This window comes from Streptomyces sp. DH24, assembly GCF_029813775.1.
In the GTDB taxonomy this organism is placed as follows: Bacteria; Actinomycetota; Actinomycetes; order Streptomycetales; family Streptomycetaceae; genus Streptomyces.
Genome location: NZ_JARVKW010000011.1, coordinates 25,082 through 39,730 on the forward strand (window position 1 = coordinate 25,082; position 14,649 = coordinate 39,730).

Annotated in this window: 16 protein-coding genes; 8 read left to right on the forward strand and 8 right to left on the reverse strand. The window is 74.7% G+C overall.

Translation table 11 applies throughout. The annotated features are described in order from the left end of the window. The first annotated feature begins 125 nt into the window (after nucleotides 1–125). The gene (locus QC282_RS11380; protein WP_279549152.1) at nucleotides 126–932 is read left to right on the forward strand and encodes a TIGR02452 family protein; all 807 of its coding nucleotides are present in this window, start codon (nucleotides 126–128) and stop codon (nucleotides 930–932) included. A gap of 257 nt (nucleotides 933–1,189) precedes the next feature. Here the strand turns inward: QC282_RS11380 and QC282_RS11385 are convergent, their stop codons facing one another. Next, nucleotides 1,190–1,645 (reverse strand): type II toxin-antitoxin system PemK/MazF family toxin, encoded by a 456-nt coding sequence (locus QC282_RS11385; RefSeq protein ID WP_279549153.1) that lies wholly within the window; start codon nucleotides 1,643–1,645, stop codon nucleotides 1,190–1,192. A 544-nt stretch (nucleotides 1,646–2,189) separates the two neighbouring features. Here QC282_RS11385 and QC282_RS11390 point away from each other — a divergent pair. Both QC282_RS11390 and QC282_RS11395 read left to right on the forward strand, forming a co-directional pair. Next, nucleotides 2,190–2,627 (forward strand): VOC family protein, encoded by a 438-nt coding sequence (locus tag QC282_RS11390; protein ID WP_279549154.1) that lies wholly within the window; start codon nucleotides 2,190–2,192, stop codon nucleotides 2,625–2,627. A 208-nt stretch (nucleotides 2,628–2,835) separates the two neighbouring features. Further along, nucleotides 2,836–3,177: a DUF6343 family protein gene (locus QC282_RS11395; protein ID WP_279549155.1), complete on the forward strand. Its 342-nt coding sequence runs from the start codon at nucleotides 2,836–2,838 to the stop codon at nucleotides 3,175–3,177. 180 nt (nucleotides 3,178–3,357) lie between these two features. On the opposite strand, the gene QC282_RS11400 is transcribed toward QC282_RS11395, so the two are convergent. Together QC282_RS11400 and QC282_RS11405 are read right to left on the reverse strand one after the other, a co-directional pair. Beyond that, nucleotides 3,358–3,810 carry a YbhB/YbcL family Raf kinase inhibitor-like protein gene (locus QC282_RS11400; protein WP_279549156.1) on the reverse strand — a complete coding sequence of 151 codons (453 nt, stop codon included), beginning with the start codon at nucleotides 3,808–3,810 and terminating at the stop codon, nucleotides 3,358–3,360. 124 nt (nucleotides 3,811–3,934) lie between these two features. Beyond that, the gene (locus QC282_RS11405; protein WP_279549157.1) at nucleotides 3,935–5,074 is read right to left on the reverse strand and encodes a CapA family protein; all 1,140 of its coding nucleotides are present in this window, start codon (nucleotides 5,072–5,074) and stop codon (nucleotides 3,935–3,937) included. 87 nt (nucleotides 5,075–5,161) lie between these two features. Here QC282_RS11405 and QC282_RS11410 point away from each other — a divergent pair, with 87 nt between their 5' ends. Continuing rightward, on the forward strand, nucleotides 5,162–6,574 hold the full coding sequence (locus QC282_RS11410) for an RtcB family protein (protein WP_279549158.1): 1,413 nt from the start codon (nucleotides 5,162–5,164) through the stop codon (nucleotides 6,572–6,574). 36 nt (nucleotides 6,575–6,610) lie between these two features. On the opposite strand, the gene QC282_RS11415 is transcribed toward QC282_RS11410, so the two are convergent. Continuing rightward, complete coding sequence (locus QC282_RS11415) at nucleotides 6,611–7,066, reverse strand: archease (protein WP_279549159.1); 456 nt, start codon at nucleotides 7,064–7,066, stop codon at nucleotides 6,611–6,613. Nucleotides 7,067–7,225: 159 nt separating this feature from the next. Between QC282_RS11415 and QC282_RS11420 the strand changes: the two genes are divergently transcribed. Continuing rightward, nucleotides 7,226–7,882 carry a dienelactone hydrolase family protein gene (locus tag QC282_RS11420; RefSeq protein WP_279549160.1) on the forward strand — a complete coding sequence of 219 codons (657 nt, stop codon included), beginning with the start codon at nucleotides 7,226–7,228 and terminating at the stop codon, nucleotides 7,880–7,882. A gap of 8 nt (nucleotides 7,883–7,890) precedes the next feature. Here the strand turns inward: QC282_RS11420 and QC282_RS11425 are convergent, their stop codons facing one another. Further along, nucleotides 7,891–9,330, reverse strand: coding sequence for an FAD-dependent oxidoreductase (locus QC282_RS11425; RefSeq protein WP_279549161.1), 1,440 nt, complete (start codon nucleotides 9,328–9,330; stop codon nucleotides 7,891–7,893). Between the two features lie 25 nt (nucleotides 9,331–9,355). Continuing rightward, entirely contained in the window at nucleotides 9,356–10,573 is a 1,218-nt protein-coding gene (locus QC282_RS11430; protein ID WP_279549162.1) for a polysaccharide pyruvyl transferase family protein, read from the reverse strand. A 254-nt stretch (nucleotides 10,574–10,827) separates the two neighbouring features. Here QC282_RS11430 and QC282_RS11435 point away from each other — a divergent pair, with 254 nt between their 5' ends. From QC282_RS11435 to QC282_RS11445, 3 genes are all read left to right on the forward strand, one after another. After that, nucleotides 10,828–11,526, forward strand: a complete 699-nt coding sequence (locus QC282_RS11435) for a phosphoribosyltransferase (protein WP_279549163.1) — start codon at nucleotides 10,828–10,830, stop codon at nucleotides 11,524–11,526. 195 nt (nucleotides 11,527–11,721) lie between these two features. After that, nucleotides 11,722–12,096 (forward strand): VOC family protein, encoded by a 375-nt coding sequence (locus QC282_RS11440; protein ID WP_279549164.1) that lies wholly within the window; start codon nucleotides 11,722–11,724, stop codon nucleotides 12,094–12,096. Nucleotides 12,097–12,153: 57 nt separating this feature from the next. Beyond that, a complete protein-coding gene (locus QC282_RS11445; RefSeq protein ID WP_279549165.1) occupies nucleotides 12,154–12,696 on the forward strand; it encodes a GNAT family protein in 543 nt (180 codons plus the stop codon). 172 nt (nucleotides 12,697–12,868) lie between these two features. Here QC282_RS11445 and QC282_RS11450 read toward each other — a convergent pair whose 3' ends face one another. Together QC282_RS11450 and QC282_RS11455 are read right to left on the reverse strand one after the other, a co-directional pair. Beyond that, a complete protein-coding gene (locus QC282_RS11450) occupies nucleotides 12,869–14,059 on the reverse strand; it encodes a CaiB/BaiF CoA-transferase family protein (protein WP_279549166.1) in 1,191 nt (396 codons plus the stop codon). A 111-nt stretch (nucleotides 14,060–14,170) separates the two neighbouring features. Beyond that, the gene (locus QC282_RS11455; protein ID WP_279549167.1) at nucleotides 14,171–14,629 is read right to left on the reverse strand and encodes a MarR family winged helix-turn-helix transcriptional regulator; all 459 of its coding nucleotides are present in this window, start codon (nucleotides 14,627–14,629) and stop codon (nucleotides 14,171–14,173) included. Nucleotides 14,630–14,649 lie beyond the last annotated feature (20 nt).

Below are 14,649 nucleotides of genomic sequence, written 5' to 3' on the forward strand. Positions count from 1 at the left end.
TCCCCGGGGTTCGCGGCCGGGAAAACCCCGTTGCACCGCATCGCGGGCATCGCTCAGGATTCGGTCATGAGCACGACGAGGGAGGGCGCGCGGCGCGTGCCCGTGGCGTCCACGGGGGTGGCGCCATGAGCGCGCGCCTGCGCGGCATCGCCCAGCAGACCGAGGAGATCGTCGCGGCAGGCGGCTACCGCGCGTCCGACGGGCGTGAGGTGCCCATCGCCGCGGCGGTCGAGGCGGCGCGGGCGGGCACCCGCATGTACGGCCCCGGCCCGGTGCCGGTGCCGGACACGCCGCGCCACGCCACCCTGATCGAGGTCACGGGGGAGAGCAGCCTGGAGGCCGCCCGGCGGCTCGGCCCCGGAACGGCCGTCCTGAACTTCGCCTCGGCCCGCAACCCCGGCGGCGGCTACCTGAACGGAGCCCAGGCCCAGGAGGAGGCCCTGTGCCGCGCGTCCGCGCTGTACACGTGCCTGCTGGAGGCCAGGGAGTTCTACGACCACCACCGCGCCCACCGGGACCCGTTCTACACCGACCGCGTCATCCACTCGCCCGGTGTGCCCGTCTTCCGCGACGACCGCGGCGGCCTGCTGGACGAGCCGTTCACGGCCGGCTTCCTGACGGCCGCCGCCCCGAACGCGGGCGTGATCCGCCGCACGGCACCGGAACGCGCCGACGCCCTGCCGGCGGCCCTGGCGGCACGCGCCGAACGCGTCCTGGAAACGGCGGCGGCCCACGGCTACCGGCGCCTGGTCCTGGGCGCCTGGGGCTGCGGGGTGTTCCAGAACGACCCGGTGAGGGTGGCGGAGGCGTTCCGGGCCCGACTCGGCCCGGGGGGCCGCTTCGAGGGGGCGTTCACACAGGTGACGTTCGGCATCCTGGACCGGACGCGGGACGGGGCTGTGCGCGGGGCGTTCGACCGCGTATTCGCCTAAGGGGCGGGGGAGTTGCCCCGCGGGGTGCGGGGGTGCGGGGGTGCGGGGGTGCGGGGGTGCGGGGTGCGGGGGCGCGGTGGCGTGGGGGTCGGGGCGCTGGGGTGCCCGCCCGGGCGGTCGGCCGAGGGCTGAGGGCCGGCGGCATCTCGTGATGCCGGGCGCCCGCGACCTGTCCGCGACCTGGAGGTGAGGTTGCGACGGGGTCTGCGGCGCCGGGCGGCGGGCCATGGTGCCGGGCGGTGGGTGGCACCCCGGCGTCAACTCCAGCCGTACCGTTCCCGCAACCGCTGCCGCACGAGGTTGAACCGCATCCGGTCCAGCGCGCACGCCTCCCGCCGCATCCCGCCGTCGTGCAGCCGCAGCACCCGCTCCACGTCCACCCACGACTCCCGACCCGACCGGTCCCAGGGTCCGCTGCCGATCGGCACCCACTCCCGGTCGCCGTCGTGCCGCTTGCTGGACAACTGGACGGCGAGCAGGGTGCCGCGGGCCTCGCGGGCGACGACGAGCACCGGGCGGTCCTTGCCCCGGCCGTCGTTCTCCTCGTAGGGCACCCAGGTCCAGACGATCTCGCCCGGGTCGGGATCGCCGTCGTACGCGGGCGCGTACTCGGTCCGCACCCGGCCCACCGAGGCGGCGTCGGCCTCGGTGGTGGCGGAAGGGCCTTGCCGGCCGGGGGTGTGGTCGGTCGTCTCATCGGTGGAGGGAGTCACGGCCGCCACGCTAGCCCGGTCGCGAACCGGGCCGGTCATCGGCCCGCCGCGCCCCGCCCCGCCGGCCACGCCTCGCACCACCGCGGTCCGCCTCCGATCCGACTGCGCGGCGGGGAGCCGCGGTAGCGGTTCGCTGCCTACCGGGCCTGAGCCGCCGACGGCACGGCCCCACTGGCACGCCGGGCACTACGTCCTGCCGTGTCCGCGTCCTGCCGTGTCCGCGTCCTGCCGTGTCCGCGCCGCGCCGCCGACGACGGCGCGGCGCGGGCGGCCGGGGTCGCCCTGATCGCGCGGGTCGGCGAACAACGGCCCGCGCGGCCCCCACGGGCTGACGCCGGTCGGTCGCCATGCGGGCCATGCAAGACGCGCGGGGCCCACCCCGGCAGCCCGATTTCCGCGCCGCCCCCGCACGGCGCGGGACGGCCGGAAACCGCTCGACACGCACGGACGCCGCTGCCTACGATCTCGGCGCGGCATCGCGTGCCGGTCACCGTCCGGGTGAGGCATGGAGGCGCCGCGGAGATGCCCGTGGAGGCATTGACCAGTGTCAGTCGAGTTCAACCACACCATCGTTCTCTCCCGCGACCGGGAGAAGTCCGCCCGCTTCCTCGCCCGGATCCTGGGGCTGGAGGACGGGGAACCGGCCGGGATGTTCCTGCCCGTGACGACCGCGAACGGCGTCACGCTGGACTTCGCGACCGTCGACATCGACATCCCCGTACAGCACTACGCGTTCCTCGTCTCCGAGGACGAGTTCGACGGCGTCCTCGCCCGTCTCGTCGCGGACGAGGTCCCCGTCCAGGCCGATCCGCACGGCCGCCACCCGGGTCGCATCAACCGCAACGACGGCGGTCGCGGCGTGTACTTCACGGACCCCGACGGGCACGGCCTGGAGGTCTTCACCCGCCCCTACGGCACCGATCCCGACTCGCCCCTGAACGGCGTCACGGAGCCGGTCCCCGGGGCGGGCCCAGGCGCCTGACGCCACACGCGTCGGCGTCCGCGCCGTGGCCGAGGGCGGGGCCCCACCCGTAAGGGCGGGCCCCGCCCGCGGCCGTCCCCCCCCCGCAGGGATGCCGGGGCACCGCCCTCGGGCCGTTCCCCATTCGCCCCCGAGTGACGTGTCGCCGCCCGGTTTACGCGCCCGCGAGCTGGCTACGCGGGCGGGAGCCACGTCGTGAGGAGGCCGCGTGAACACTCGGCGTCCCGGCCGCCCCGGGCGGCCGGTCCCCAGAGCGCGGTCCGGCGCGTTCGGCCGCCGCTGGCCCCGGACCGGCACCGAACCGGTGACCGCCCAGAGCGCGGTCCGGATGCGCCGGCTGCTCGCGGCCCTCTTCCTGCCGCTCTTCGTCGCCGCCGCGGTGCTCTTCGCCGTGCTGGCCGCCGCAGCGGACCCGGGCGCCGCGCTCGACCGCGAGGAACTGGTCGTCCTGGCCGCCATCTGCGGGGTGCTCGCCCTGACGGCGGCCGTGGACCTGTGGGTCGTCGGCCGCCGCCTGCGCCGCGAACGGGGCGGGCCGCGCGGACGCTGACGGCGCCGCGGCGGACGCACGAGGCCTTCGGCGCGCCCGTCGCAAAGGGCGTACGCTCCCCGGTCTGCGGTCTGCGGTCTGCGGTCTGCGGTCTGCGGTCTGCGGTCTGCGGTCTGCCGTCGACGGTCGACGGTCGACGGTATGCGGTCGACGGTCCGTCGGTCTGCGGTCCGTCGGTCGTCAGCGCCGGTACAGCCCCACCAGCTCACCCTCCGCGAGCTGCCGTTTCCCGACCGCCCGGTGCACCTCGTCGGCGGACGGCGCGTCGGACAGGTCGCAGGGCTCGGAGAGGGCGAGCAGCCGGAAGACGTAGTGGTGCGCGTCGTCCCCGGGCGGCGGATGCGGACCGCCCCAGCCCTCCCGGCCGTACCCGTTGACGAGTTCGGTGCCGCCGGGCGGGACCTGCCCCGCGTCGACGCCGTCGCTGCGGGGGTCGACGCCCACCACGATCCAGTGCACGAAGGTGCCCGACGGCGCGTCGGGGTCCTCGCACACCAGCACCAGTTCGGCCGCGTCCTCGGGGACGCCGCTCCAGGACAGCGGAGGGGAGACGTTCTCGCCCTCCAGCGCGTAGTGCCGCGCGATGGGGGAGTGGTCCTCGAACGCGCTGCTGCGGAGGTCGATGCCGGTCATGCCGCCCGAAGTACCCCCATCGGTCCGGGGCATGCGCGCCCGGTACCCCCGTGGGTCCGGCGCATGCGCGACCGCGGGAACGCCGCCCCGGCCGTGTCGGCGGAACGCCGCCCCGGCCGGGCCCCTACCCGGCGGAGGAGTCCGCGTCCGGCGGGGTGTCCGCCGCCGTCACCACGAGCGCGCCGTCGGACGACAGCCGCACGCGCACGCCCCGGCCGATCCGTTCGAGCGTCGCCCGCAGCCAGGCCCGGTCCCCCTCGGGCGCCGTCTCCAGCCGCATCCGCCGGACCCGGAACGGCACCATGCGCAGCGCCGTCAGCCGCCCGGTGTCCGCCGCGAGCGACACCAGGTGGGCCAGTCGCAGATCGTCCCGGTACTCCTCGTAACCGGTGATCCCCTCGTAGTCGTCGACGAAGTCGCCGCACCCGTACAGCACCGGCCGGTCGCGGTAGATCTCCACGGGGCGCGGATGGTGGGAGGAGTGACCGTGGACGACGTCCACGCCGCCGTCCACCAGCGCGTGCGCGAAGCGGACCTGCTCGCGCGGCACGCGGTAGCCCCAGTTGGAGCCCCAGTGCACGGACACCACCACCAGGTCACCGGGGAGCCGGTACCGCCGCACGCGGTGCAGCACGGCGTCGGCGGCGGCCGGGGAGAGGGCCGCCAGGTACGCGACACCGGACCGCTCCCGGGACGCCGCCCAGCCGGCCGGGACACCGCTGGACGCCGCCCCCAGGGCGAACACCAGCACCCGCCCGCCGGAACCCAGCGGCACCACCGCGGGCGCGCACGCCTCCTGCGCGTCGCGGCCCGCGCCCGCGTACCGCAGCCCCGCCCCGGCCAGCGCGTCCAGCGTGTCGGCCAGGCCCGGCCGCCCGAAGTCGAGCACATGGTTGTTGGCCAGCACGCACACGTCGGGCCGGGCCACGGCCAGCGCCGGAAGATTCGCCGGATGCATGCGGTAGTGGACGGCCTTGCCCGGCGCGAACGTCCCGCCGCCCGTCACCGAGGTCTCCAGGTTCACGATCCGGACGTCCGGCGCGGCCCGCGCCAGCACGGCAAGCGCCTCGCCCCACGGCCAGTCCGGCGGCACCGGCGCCGGAACCGGCCCGGACACCGACTCGGCCAGCCGCACGTACTCACGGGCGTCCCCGACGTACGCCTCCCGCAGCTCCGGAGGGCCGGGGTGCGCCAGGATCTGGTCGACGCCGCGCCCGAGCATCACGTCGCCGCACAGGAACAGCGTCACGGCACTGCCGCCCATGCCTCCACGGTAGGACGGCCGCCGCCCGCATGGACCCGGCCCGCGCGGGTACCGCGTAGCAGCGTCCGCGAGCCGCGGGAGGTCGCGATGGAACTCGTAGAAGAGCGCCCCTACCGCTTCCGTATCGCACCGCACGGTCCGATGCGGGTGCCCGGCGTCGTGTTCGCCTCCCGGCAACTGCTCAAGGACGCCGCCAAGTCCCTGGAGCAGGTCGCCGACGTCGCCACCCTGCCCGGCATCGTCGACGCGTCGTACGCGATGCCCGACATCCACTGGGGCTACGGCTTCCCCATCGGCGGAGTCGCCGCGACCGACATCGCCGCGGGCGGCGTCGTCTCGCCCGGCGGAGTCGGCTTCGACATCTCCTGCGGGGTGCGGCTGCTGACCGCCGACGCCGACCCGCGGGACGTCGCGCACGCGCTGCCCGCCGTCATGGACGGCCTGGACCGGGCGATCCCGCGCGGCGCGGGCCCCGGCGGCGTGTGGCACCCGTCCGGCCCCGGTCAGCTGGAGGACATCCTGCGCGGCGGCTCCCGGTACGCCGTGGCCCAGGGCTACGGCGCGGAACGCGACCTGCTGCGCTGCGAGGACGGCGGCGCGGTCGCCGACGCCGACGTGGACCGGGTGAGCGCGCGGGCCCGGGAGCGCGGCCTCGGACAGGTCGGCAGCCTCGGCTCGGCGAACCACTTCCTGGAGGTGCAGCGGGTCGCCGAGGTGTACGACGAGGCGGTCGCCGCCGCCTTCGGGATCGCCCCCGGCCAGGTGTGCGTGATGATCCACTGCGGTTCACGAGGCCTCGGCCACCAGATCTGCACCGACCACGTGCGGGCGATGGACGGCGCCATGGCCCGGTACGGCATCACCGTCCCCGACCGGCAGCTCGCCTGCACCCCCGTCGACTCGCCGGAGGGCCGGGCCTACCTGGGTGCCATGGCCGCCGCCGCCAACTACGGCCGCGCCAACCGCCAGTTGCTGTCCCACGCCGCTCGCCGCGTGTTCCGCCGCGCGGCGGGCGCGGACCTGTCGCTGGTGTACGACGTGTCCCACAACCTCGCCAAGATCGAGACCCACGAGACGGGCGGCGAACCCCGCCAACTGTGCGTGCACCGCAAGGGCGCCACCCGCGCCTTCCCGCCCGGACACCCTGAACTCCCCCCGGACATCCGGGAGTTCGGCCAGCCCGTGCTGATCCCCGGCACCATGGGCACCGCTTCGTACGTGCTCACGGGCGTCGTGGGCGGCGACGCGTTCTTCTCCACCTGCCACGGCGCGGGCCGGGTGCTCAGCCGCCACCAGGCCGCCCGCGTGGTGGGCGGCCGGGAACTGCGCGCCCGGCTGGAGGCAGGCGGCATCGCCGTACGGCCCAGATCGTGGCGCGGCCTCGCCGAGGAGACCCCCGAGGCGTACAAGGACGTGAGCGCGGTGGTCGCGGCGAGCGAGGGCGCGGGACTGTGCCGCCGGGTCGCGCGGCTCGTGCCGCTCGGGGTGGTCAAGGGGTGACAGGGGTGAGGTCCCCGGCCGTGACCGGGGCGCGCCTCACGCGTCCAGCGTCACCGCGCACGACCAGCCGTAGGCGTCCGGGCCGATGCGCAGGTCCTGCCAGGCGACGGCCTTCGGGGCGGCGCCGGTGATCTCCACGTCCCGGAGACGGGCGACCGCCAGCCGGATGTCGAGGCCGTCCTCGGCGTCCTCCGCCTCGATGTCCACCGGCACCTGCCCGTGCACCTCCAGCCGGTAGATCACCTCGTCGAGCAGGGTGGCCAGCAGATCGTCGTCGCTGCCCTCGGCCAGCCGGACCCGGTCCACGTCCGTCGCCCGCACCCCGGTGACGTCGGCGAAGCACTCCACCATCCCCAGCACCGCCTCCGCCAGACAGCGCTCGCGGTCCGCCGCCCACGCCTCGATGCGGATGTCGGCGGTGTGCGGCACCGTGCGGTGCCCGCTCTCGCCCAGCCGACGGGCCTGCCTGTCGTCGTCCGCTTCACCCACCATGCCTACCGACTTCCCTGGCACGGAGCACGCATGCTGCCGCGCAGGGAAGCGGACGGCCCCGGCGGCGGCCCGCCTGGGTACCCGGACGGACAGACCGGACACACCCCGCACGAGCCGGACGTACCCCCCATGAGAACCCCATGAGAAGGGGCGATCGCGATGATCTCCCACCTGGTCCGGATTCCCGCCGACGGCGCGTCGTTCGCCGGCGACCTCGACCTGCCGGACGCCGCGCGCGGCGTGGTGCTGTTCGCGCACGGCAGCGGCAGCTCCCGGCACAGTCCCCGCAACCGCCGGGTGGCCGCCGAACTGCGCACCGCCGGCCTCGGCACCCTGCTGATGGACCTGCTCAGCGAACAGGAGGAGCAGCGGGACCTGCTGACCGCCGAGCACCGCTTCGACATCCCCCTGCTGGCCCGCCGGCTGGTCGCTGCGACCGACTGGCTCGCCGACCGGCCCGAGACCGCCGCGCTGCCCGTCGCCCTGTTCGGCGCCAGCACCGGAGCCGCCGCTGCCCTGGTCGCCGCCGCCGAGCGCCCCGACCGGGTGGTGGCCGTGGTGTCCCGGGGCGGCCGGCCCGACCTGGCGTACGACGCCCTGGAGGCGGTGCGGGCACCCGTGCTGCTGATCGTCGGCGGCGACGACCCGGAGGTGCTGCGCCTCAACGAGGAGGCGGCACGGCGGCTGCGCGCGCCGCACCGGGTGCGCGTGGTGCCCGGCGCCACCCACCTGTTCGAGGAGCCCGGCGCGCTGGAACAGGTCGCCGACGCGGCCCGCCGCTGGTGCGACGAACACGTCGGGGTCGCCACGGACTGACGGAAGCCTCACTCGGCCGTCGGCGCGTCGACGCGCAACCTCGCGCCCTGCCGCAGCAGTTCGCGCTGCACCAGCCGGTACGGCACGCCCCGTGGGCCGTGCCCGTGCCGGACTGTCAGCGCCGCGCACACCCCCGCCGCCTGCCCGGTCGCCATCGCGATGGGCATGACCCGGTACGAGGAGTGCGCCACATGCGTGCCGGAGATGCAGCGGCCCGCCACCAGCAGCCGTTCCGTGCCGCGCGGCACGAGACAGCGCAGCGGGATGTCGTAGAAGCGGCCCATCGGCACGCGTTTGAGCACCGTGCCGGAGCCGCGCGGATTGTGGATGTCGACCGGGTACGCGCCGTGCGCGATCACGTCCGGGAACGGCCGGGCGCCCAGGATGTCGTGGCCGGTGAGCTGGTAGTCGCCCAGCACCCGCCGGGTCTCGCGCACCCCGATGTGCGTGCCGCTCTGCACGACGTACGACTCCTCGAAGCCGGGCACGCGCGTGCGCAGGAAGCGGTCGATCTGGGCGAGCTGGCGGCGGGCGGTGTACTCAGCGCGGGTCAGGTCCCACACGCTGGTGCCGAGCACCCGGTTCACGCGCGTGCTGTTGACACTGACCTCGCGCGGATGCGGCGTGCCGAAGAACAGGATGTCCTCCCGCGGCAGCCGCAGGTCGCCGTCCGCCCGCGCCTCCTCCACCAGGTCCCACAGGCCGTGCACGCCGCGCCACTGGTCGGGATGGGCGCGCACGTAGTCCGCGAAGTCCGGCCGGGCGAAGTCCGCGACGCGGAACATCAGCGTCATCGGCTGTACGAGACCGTCCTCCCGCCGCCCGATCTCGTACGGGGCCCCGCAGGCGGCCGCGACGTCGCCGTCGCCCGTGCCGTCCACCACCACCCCGGCGTCGATCACCACCGGCCCCGACTTGGTCTCGAACACCACCCGCCAGCCGTCGTCCAGCCGCAGCGCGGTCGAGGCGAAGGCGTGGAACAGCATCCGCACACCCGACTCGTCCATCATGTCGAGCAGCACCAGCTTGAACAGCTCCGGGTCGAACGGCACGGTGTACCCGGTCCTCGGGGAGGGTTTCATGGCGCCGCCGCGCGACAGGAGCTGGTCCATCAGCCGCCACAGCACGCCGGCGACGACCGGCTCGCCCTCGCCGTGGTCGGTGGGCAGCAACCGGGCCTCGTCGCCGGACTCGGTGAAGGTGGCCTGCTTGTGCTCGTTGTGGAAGGACATCAGCGGCATGACGAGCGCCGCGGTCGCGTTGCCGCCGAGGAACCCGTAGCGCTCCACCAGCACCACGTCCGCCCCGGCGTCGGCCGCGGCCACCGCGGCGGCGCACCCCGCGGGCCCGCCGCCCACCACCAGCACGTCGACCCGGCCGCCGTGCTGGGCAGGCCGGGACGGCAGGGTCACGGTTTCCGGATTGGGGGGCTGTCGCAGGATCGGCATCGCTGTCCCTCCGCGTCCGGCCCGGTCACACGCTCAGGGAGCCCGCCGACGGGACGGTGAGGTCCGCCGGCTCCGGGGCCGAGGCCGACCGGCCGCCGTCGATGTCGTCCAGCAGATCACCGCACCGCTCGCAGGTCTGCGTGGCCGTCGCCCGCAGTTCCCGCACGCGGGCGTGCAGGGCGTCCCGGCGCTGCGGGAACTCGTCCCACAGCCGGTCCACCTCGGCGAGCAGCAGTCCCGCCTGCTCCCGCGCCACCCCGACCAGTGCCGGGGCACCCGTACGGCGCGCGAAGTCGAAGACCTTCCCGGAGTACGGCAGCGGCAGCACCGGCAGACCGGACAGCGCCGCGAAGATCACGAAGTGCAGGCGCATGCCGACGGCCAGGTCAAGATGGCGCATGAACCCGAGGACCTGGCCGGGACTGTACGAGCCGTGCAGGATGCGGCCCTGGTCCGGGGCGGTCATGTGCGACAGCACGGCGTGCGCGTGGCGGACGTCGTGGCGTTCCATCGGCAGGAACACCACGTGCGCGTCCAGCCGCCGCACCAGGAAGTCGGCGACGTCGGCGAGCAGCGCGTGGTAGTCGCCCTCGTCGAGCTTCTCCGCCGCCCGGCCGGGCTCCCGCACCGACATGCCGACCAGCCGGGCGTCGGTCGGCACGCCCTCGTCGCGCATCATCGCGTCGGTGAACGGCTCCGGCCGCAGCAGCAGCGCCGGGTCCGCCGTGACGACGACGTCCCGCTCCAGGCCGACCTCCTCCAGCACCAGCCGGGACTCCTCGTCGCGCACGACCACGTCGTCCATCTCCGCGAGCACGGACCGCACCGCCGCCCGGTCGTCCGGCTCCCGCAGCGGACCGGCGCCCACCGCGTACGCGAACGTGCGCACACCGCGCTCCTGGGCGGCCCGCACCAGCCGCAGATAGCGGCGCGCCTCACCGTCGTAGAGGATGCCGCCGCCGCCCAGCACCAGGAGGTCGAGGGAGGCCAGCGTGTCCAGGACGTGGTTGAGACTCACGCCTTCCCAGTCGAGCACCTGGTCGGCGGCGTGATGGTGGGCCCGGGTGTGCTCGGCGTTGCGGCTGAACACCACCAGCCGCGCGTCGGGCCGCAGGGACCGCAGACAGCCGAGGACGCAGGACAGGATCGACTCGTCGCCGATATTGAAACCGCCGTAGGAACCGAGCACGCCGATGCGCGGGCCCGACCGGGCGGGCAGCGGATGCGATGCACCAGTGGTCATCCGAGGGCTCCCGTCAATGGGGTTCGGGCGGGTCCGCACGGCGCGGACCTCGCCCAGGGGGCGGCGGGCCCGGCCGCCCGTGACGAAGCGGCGGTCGCGCCTGCGCAGGGTGCCGGGTTGCCGCACCTGCCCGGCGGGAAACGCACCCATTCCGGGGAGTTTCCCGCTTGCGGACCGGGCCCCGTCGTGCTTCGGGCGGCCGGGGAGGGGTACGCGGGGCCCGTCTTCCGGTGCGGGAAGGAGGCACGACGGCCATGCTGTTCCGTGATCGCCGTCAGGCCGGGCGGGAACTGGCCGAAGAACTGCTCGAAGTCCAGGCCGGCGGGGCCCTGCCCGACCCGGTCGTCCTCGCCCTGCCGCGCGGCGGCGTCGCCGTGGCCCGCGAGGTCGCCCGCGCCCTGGACGCCCCGCTCGACGTGCTCGTCGTGCGGAAGATCGGCGCGCCCCACCACGAGGAGTACGGCGTCGGCGCGCTCGTCGGCGAGGAGGACCCCCTGTACGACGGTGCCGCCCTGGACCGGCTGGGCCTCGGCCCGGAGGATCTGGCGCCCGTCGTGGAACGGGAACGGACCGAGCTGCGACGCCGTGAACGGCGCTACCGCCAGGGCCGCCCCGCCCCCGAGGTCCGGGGCCGCACCGTGATCGTCGTCGACGACGGACTGGCCACCGGTTCGACGGCCCGCGCCGCCCTGCGCGCCCTGCGCCGCCAGGGCCCCGCGCGCACCGTGCTGGCCGTGCCGGTCGGCTCCCCGGAGGCGGCGGAGGCACTGAACGCCGAGGCCGACCTCGTCGTCTGCCCGTACCGGCCGGACACGTTCATGGCGGTGGGCCAGTGGTACGAGGACTTCGAACAGCTGACGGACGAGGACGTGCTGGAGGCACTGGAGGCGGGCAAGGCGCGGGAGGCCGAGCGGACGGGGGGACGGCAGGGCCTGCCCGGCGGCTCACTGTGACCACGGGGTCACGACGACGAAAGCCCGGCAGATGGCAGATAGCAGATAGCGCATGGCGCCGCGCTCGACGGGGCGGAGGGGGCGAACCGTGGCGGCCGTCCGGTTTGCCGCCGTGCATGCCCGCCGCGTTGGCGGGTACGAACCCCTCCCGTACGGGGCGTCGCGGAAGCGACCTGAGAGCGAGGGGCGTGCTGAGTGATCCGAAAGCTGCAGGCGGTGGCGTTGGACTGTGCCGATCCGGTGGCGCTCGCCGAGTTCTACGCGAGTCTGCTCGGTGGCCGGGTGGTCACGAACCCGGAGGAGTCCGGCTGGGTCGAGGTGCACGGGTTCGAGGGGACGCCGCTTGCCTGCCAGCGGGTGGACGGCTACCGGCCGCCCGAATGGCCCGGCCAGGAGAGCCCGCAGCAGATCCACCTGGACTTCGACGTGGACGATCTCGACGGAGAGGAGCAGCGGGCGCTCGCCCTCGGCGCGACCGTGCTGGAGCGGACGGACCAGATCCGCCCGGGAGCCAACTGGCGGGTCTACGCGGACCCGGCCGGCCATCCGTTCTGCCTCTGCTTCCACTGAGTCCACCGGCCCTCAAATCGTTTGCCGACGCCCGGTCCGCTCGGATAGGAAGCCTGCATGCTGAAGGGCGACAAGGTCGGGCTGAGGGCCCGGCACGAGGACGACATACCCATCCTGCGGGCCGAGCTCTACGACGACGTGGTCAACGGGTCGCGGGCCGACGGCCGGCCGTGGCGGCCGATGAGGCCGGGCGCGGAGGACTCCCGGCTCACGGTGAACGACAAGGAGGAGGGGATCGTCCCGTTCTCCGTGGTGGAGCTGGACGGCGGCACGCTGATCGGCACCGCGACGCTGTGGGGCATCGACACGCACCACCGGAACGCGCACATCGGGCTGGGGCTCCGGCCGGCCGCGCGCGGCAAGGGCTACGGCACCGACGTGGTCGCGGTGCTGTGCCACTACGGTTTCGTCGTGCGCGGCCTGCAGCGGCTGCAGATCGAGACGCTGTCGGACAACCACGCGATGCTGCGCGCCGCCGAGCGCAACGGCTTCGTCCGCGAGGGCGTGCTGCGCTCCTCGGCCTGGGTGATGGGCGAGTTCCTGGACGAGGTGCTGCTCGGACTCCTCGCCCGGGACTGGAAGCCGGACTCGAAGCGCTAGGTGTCGCCTGGTGCATGGACCGCGAGGCGATCGACGTCTCGGTCCGCTTCGCGGCGCGGCTGAGCGCCAACGCTCCGGCGACTTCATTCACGCTGAAGCCCTGAACCTCCCGGAGACCAGGGGCCTGTCCGCCAACCGCCGGACAGGCCCTCGGCGTTCACGGCGTACGCGCTCAGATCACGCCGTCCGCCCGCAGCGCCGCGATGTCCTCGCCGGAGCGCCCCAGCTCGGCCAGGATCGCGTCGGTGTGCTCACCGACCGCCGGCACCGGGTCCATGCGCGGGGCCGTGCCCGCCAGGTCGGCCGGCGGGAGCAGCGCCTCGACCGTCACCCCGCCGGGCAGGGCGACTTCGCGCCAGCGGTCGCGGCCGGCCAGCACCGGGTGGTCGAGGAACGCGGCGATGTCGTTGACGCCGGCGCAGGCGATGCCGATGGCCTGGAGTTCCTCCAGGAGGTCGGCCGCGTCGGAGCGGGCGCACCGCTCGGCGACGACCTCGTTGAGCTCCGCGCGGTGGGCGACCCGGTCCGAGCCCGTGGCGAAACGCGGGTCGGCGGTGAGGTCGGGGCGGCCGAGGAACCCGGCGCACAGGGCGGCCCACTCGCGCTCGTTCTGGATGGAGAACAGCACCTCCTTGCCGTCGGCGGCGCGGTAGGTGCCGTACGGCGCGATGGTGGCGTGCTGCGTGCCCAGCCGCGGCGGTTGGGTGCCGCCGTAGCGCGTGTAGTAGGCGGGCTGCCCCATCCACTCGGCCAGCGCCTCGAACAGGGACACCTCCACCGGGTGCGCGGTGCCGGTGGTGGCGCGCGTGTAGAGGGCGGTGAGGACGCCGCTGTACGCGTACATCCCGGCGGCGATGTCGGCGACGGAGATCCCGGTCCGGGCGGTCTCCTCGGGGGTGCCGGTCAGGGACACCAGGCCGGTCTGGCACTGCACGAGCAGGTCGTACGACTTGCGGTCGGCCCACGGCCCGGTCGTGCCGTAGCCGGAGATCGTGCAGGGGACCAGGCGCGGGTGGCGCCGCGTCAGTTCGTCGGTGCCGAGGCCGAGCCGGTCCGTGGCGCCCGGTGCGAGGTTCTGCACGAACACGTCGGCGCCGGCGAGGAGTTCGTGCAGAACGTCACGGCCCCGCCGGTCCTTGAGGTCGAGGGTGAGGGACTCCTTCGACCGGTTGAGCCACACGAAATAGCTGGAGTGGCCGTGCACGGTCGTGTCGTAGCGCCGGGCGAAGTCGCCCTCGCCGGGCCGCTCCACCTTGATCACCCGGGCGCCGAGGTCGGCGAGCTGCCGGGTGGCGTAGGGAGCGGCGACCGCCTGCTCCAGGCTGACCACGGTGATGCCGGCCAGCGGATGCCGCATGCTCATTGCTGACGCTCCTGGTGCTCGGGGGCGGTCGGAGCTTTGTACGGCCCGGCCGGAGAGCCTGTCAATCGACCGTCCCCGGTGGTGACCGGCGGACGCGGCTCGGCGCCGGCGTCAGGCGGGGGCGTGCAGTGATTCGACGGCGTGGACGAGGGGGGCGAGTTCGGGGTTGGTGGCGGCGGTGTCGAGGGCTTCGCGGAGGGCGGCTTCGTTGGTGGGGCGGGCTTCGGCGAGGAGCTTGAGGCCGGCGTCGGTGACGTTGGTGTAGATGCCGCGGCGGTCGGTGGGGCAGAGGTAGCGCTCCAGCAGGCCGCGGTCCTCGAGGCGGGTGACGAGGCGGGTGGTGGCGCTCTGGCTGAGGACGACGGCGTCGGCGACCTGTTTCATCTGGAGGTGGCCGCCGTCGCCGTCGTGCTGGCGGCTGAGGACGTCGAGCAGGGAGTACTCGCGCACGCTGAGGTCGTGGCGGGACTGCAGGGCGCGTTCGATGTGGGCCTCGATCCTGCCGTGCAGCAGGGAGAGCGCGCACCAGCCCTGCGCCAGTGCGGTGAGCGCCGGATCCGTCGCCGTCATGGTCCCTGTGTCCTCCGTCC

Coding starts and splice junctions, on each gene's coding strand:
- QC282_RS11400 (WP_279549156.1), bottom strand. CDS start 3,810: ATGACCGGCATCGACCTCCGCAGCAGCGCGTTCGAGGACCACTCCCCC.
- QC282_RS11435 (WP_279549163.1), top strand. CDS start 10,828: ATGCTGTTCCGTGATCGCCGTCAGGCCGGGCGGGAACTGGCCGAAGAA.
- QC282_RS11405 (WP_279549157.1), bottom strand. CDS start 5,074: ATGGGCGGCAGTGCCGTGACGCTGTTCCTGTGCGGCGACGTGATGCTC.
- QC282_RS11455 (WP_279549167.1), bottom strand. CDS start 14,629: ATGACGGCGACGGATCCGGCGCTCACCGCACTGGCGCAGGGCTGGTGC.
- QC282_RS11410 (WP_279549158.1), top strand. CDS start 5,162: ATGGAACTCGTAGAAGAGCGCCCCTACCGCTTCCGTATCGCACCGCAC.
- QC282_RS11420 (WP_279549160.1), top strand. CDS start 7,226: ATGATCTCCCACCTGGTCCGGATTCCCGCCGACGGCGCGTCGTTCGCC.
- QC282_RS11425 (WP_279549161.1), bottom strand. CDS start 9,330: ATGCCGATCCTGCGACAGCCCCCCAATCCGGAAACCGTGACCCTGCCG.
- QC282_RS11450 (WP_279549166.1), bottom strand. CDS start 14,059: ATGAGCATGCGGCATCCGCTGGCCGGCATCACCGTGGTCAGCCTGGAG.
- QC282_RS11415 (WP_279549159.1), bottom strand. CDS start 7,066: ATGGTGGGTGAAGCGGACGACGACAGGCAGGCCCGTCGGCTGGGCGAG.
- QC282_RS11430 (WP_279549162.1), bottom strand. CDS start 10,573: ATGACCACTGGTGCATCGCATCCGCTGCCCGCCCGGTCGGGCCCGCGC.
- QC282_RS11445 (WP_279549165.1), top strand. CDS start 12,154: ATGCTGAAGGGCGACAAGGTCGGGCTGAGGGCCCGGCACGAGGACGAC.
- QC282_RS11380 (WP_279549152.1), top strand. CDS start 126: ATGAGCGCGCGCCTGCGCGGCATCGCCCAGCAGACCGAGGAGATCGTC.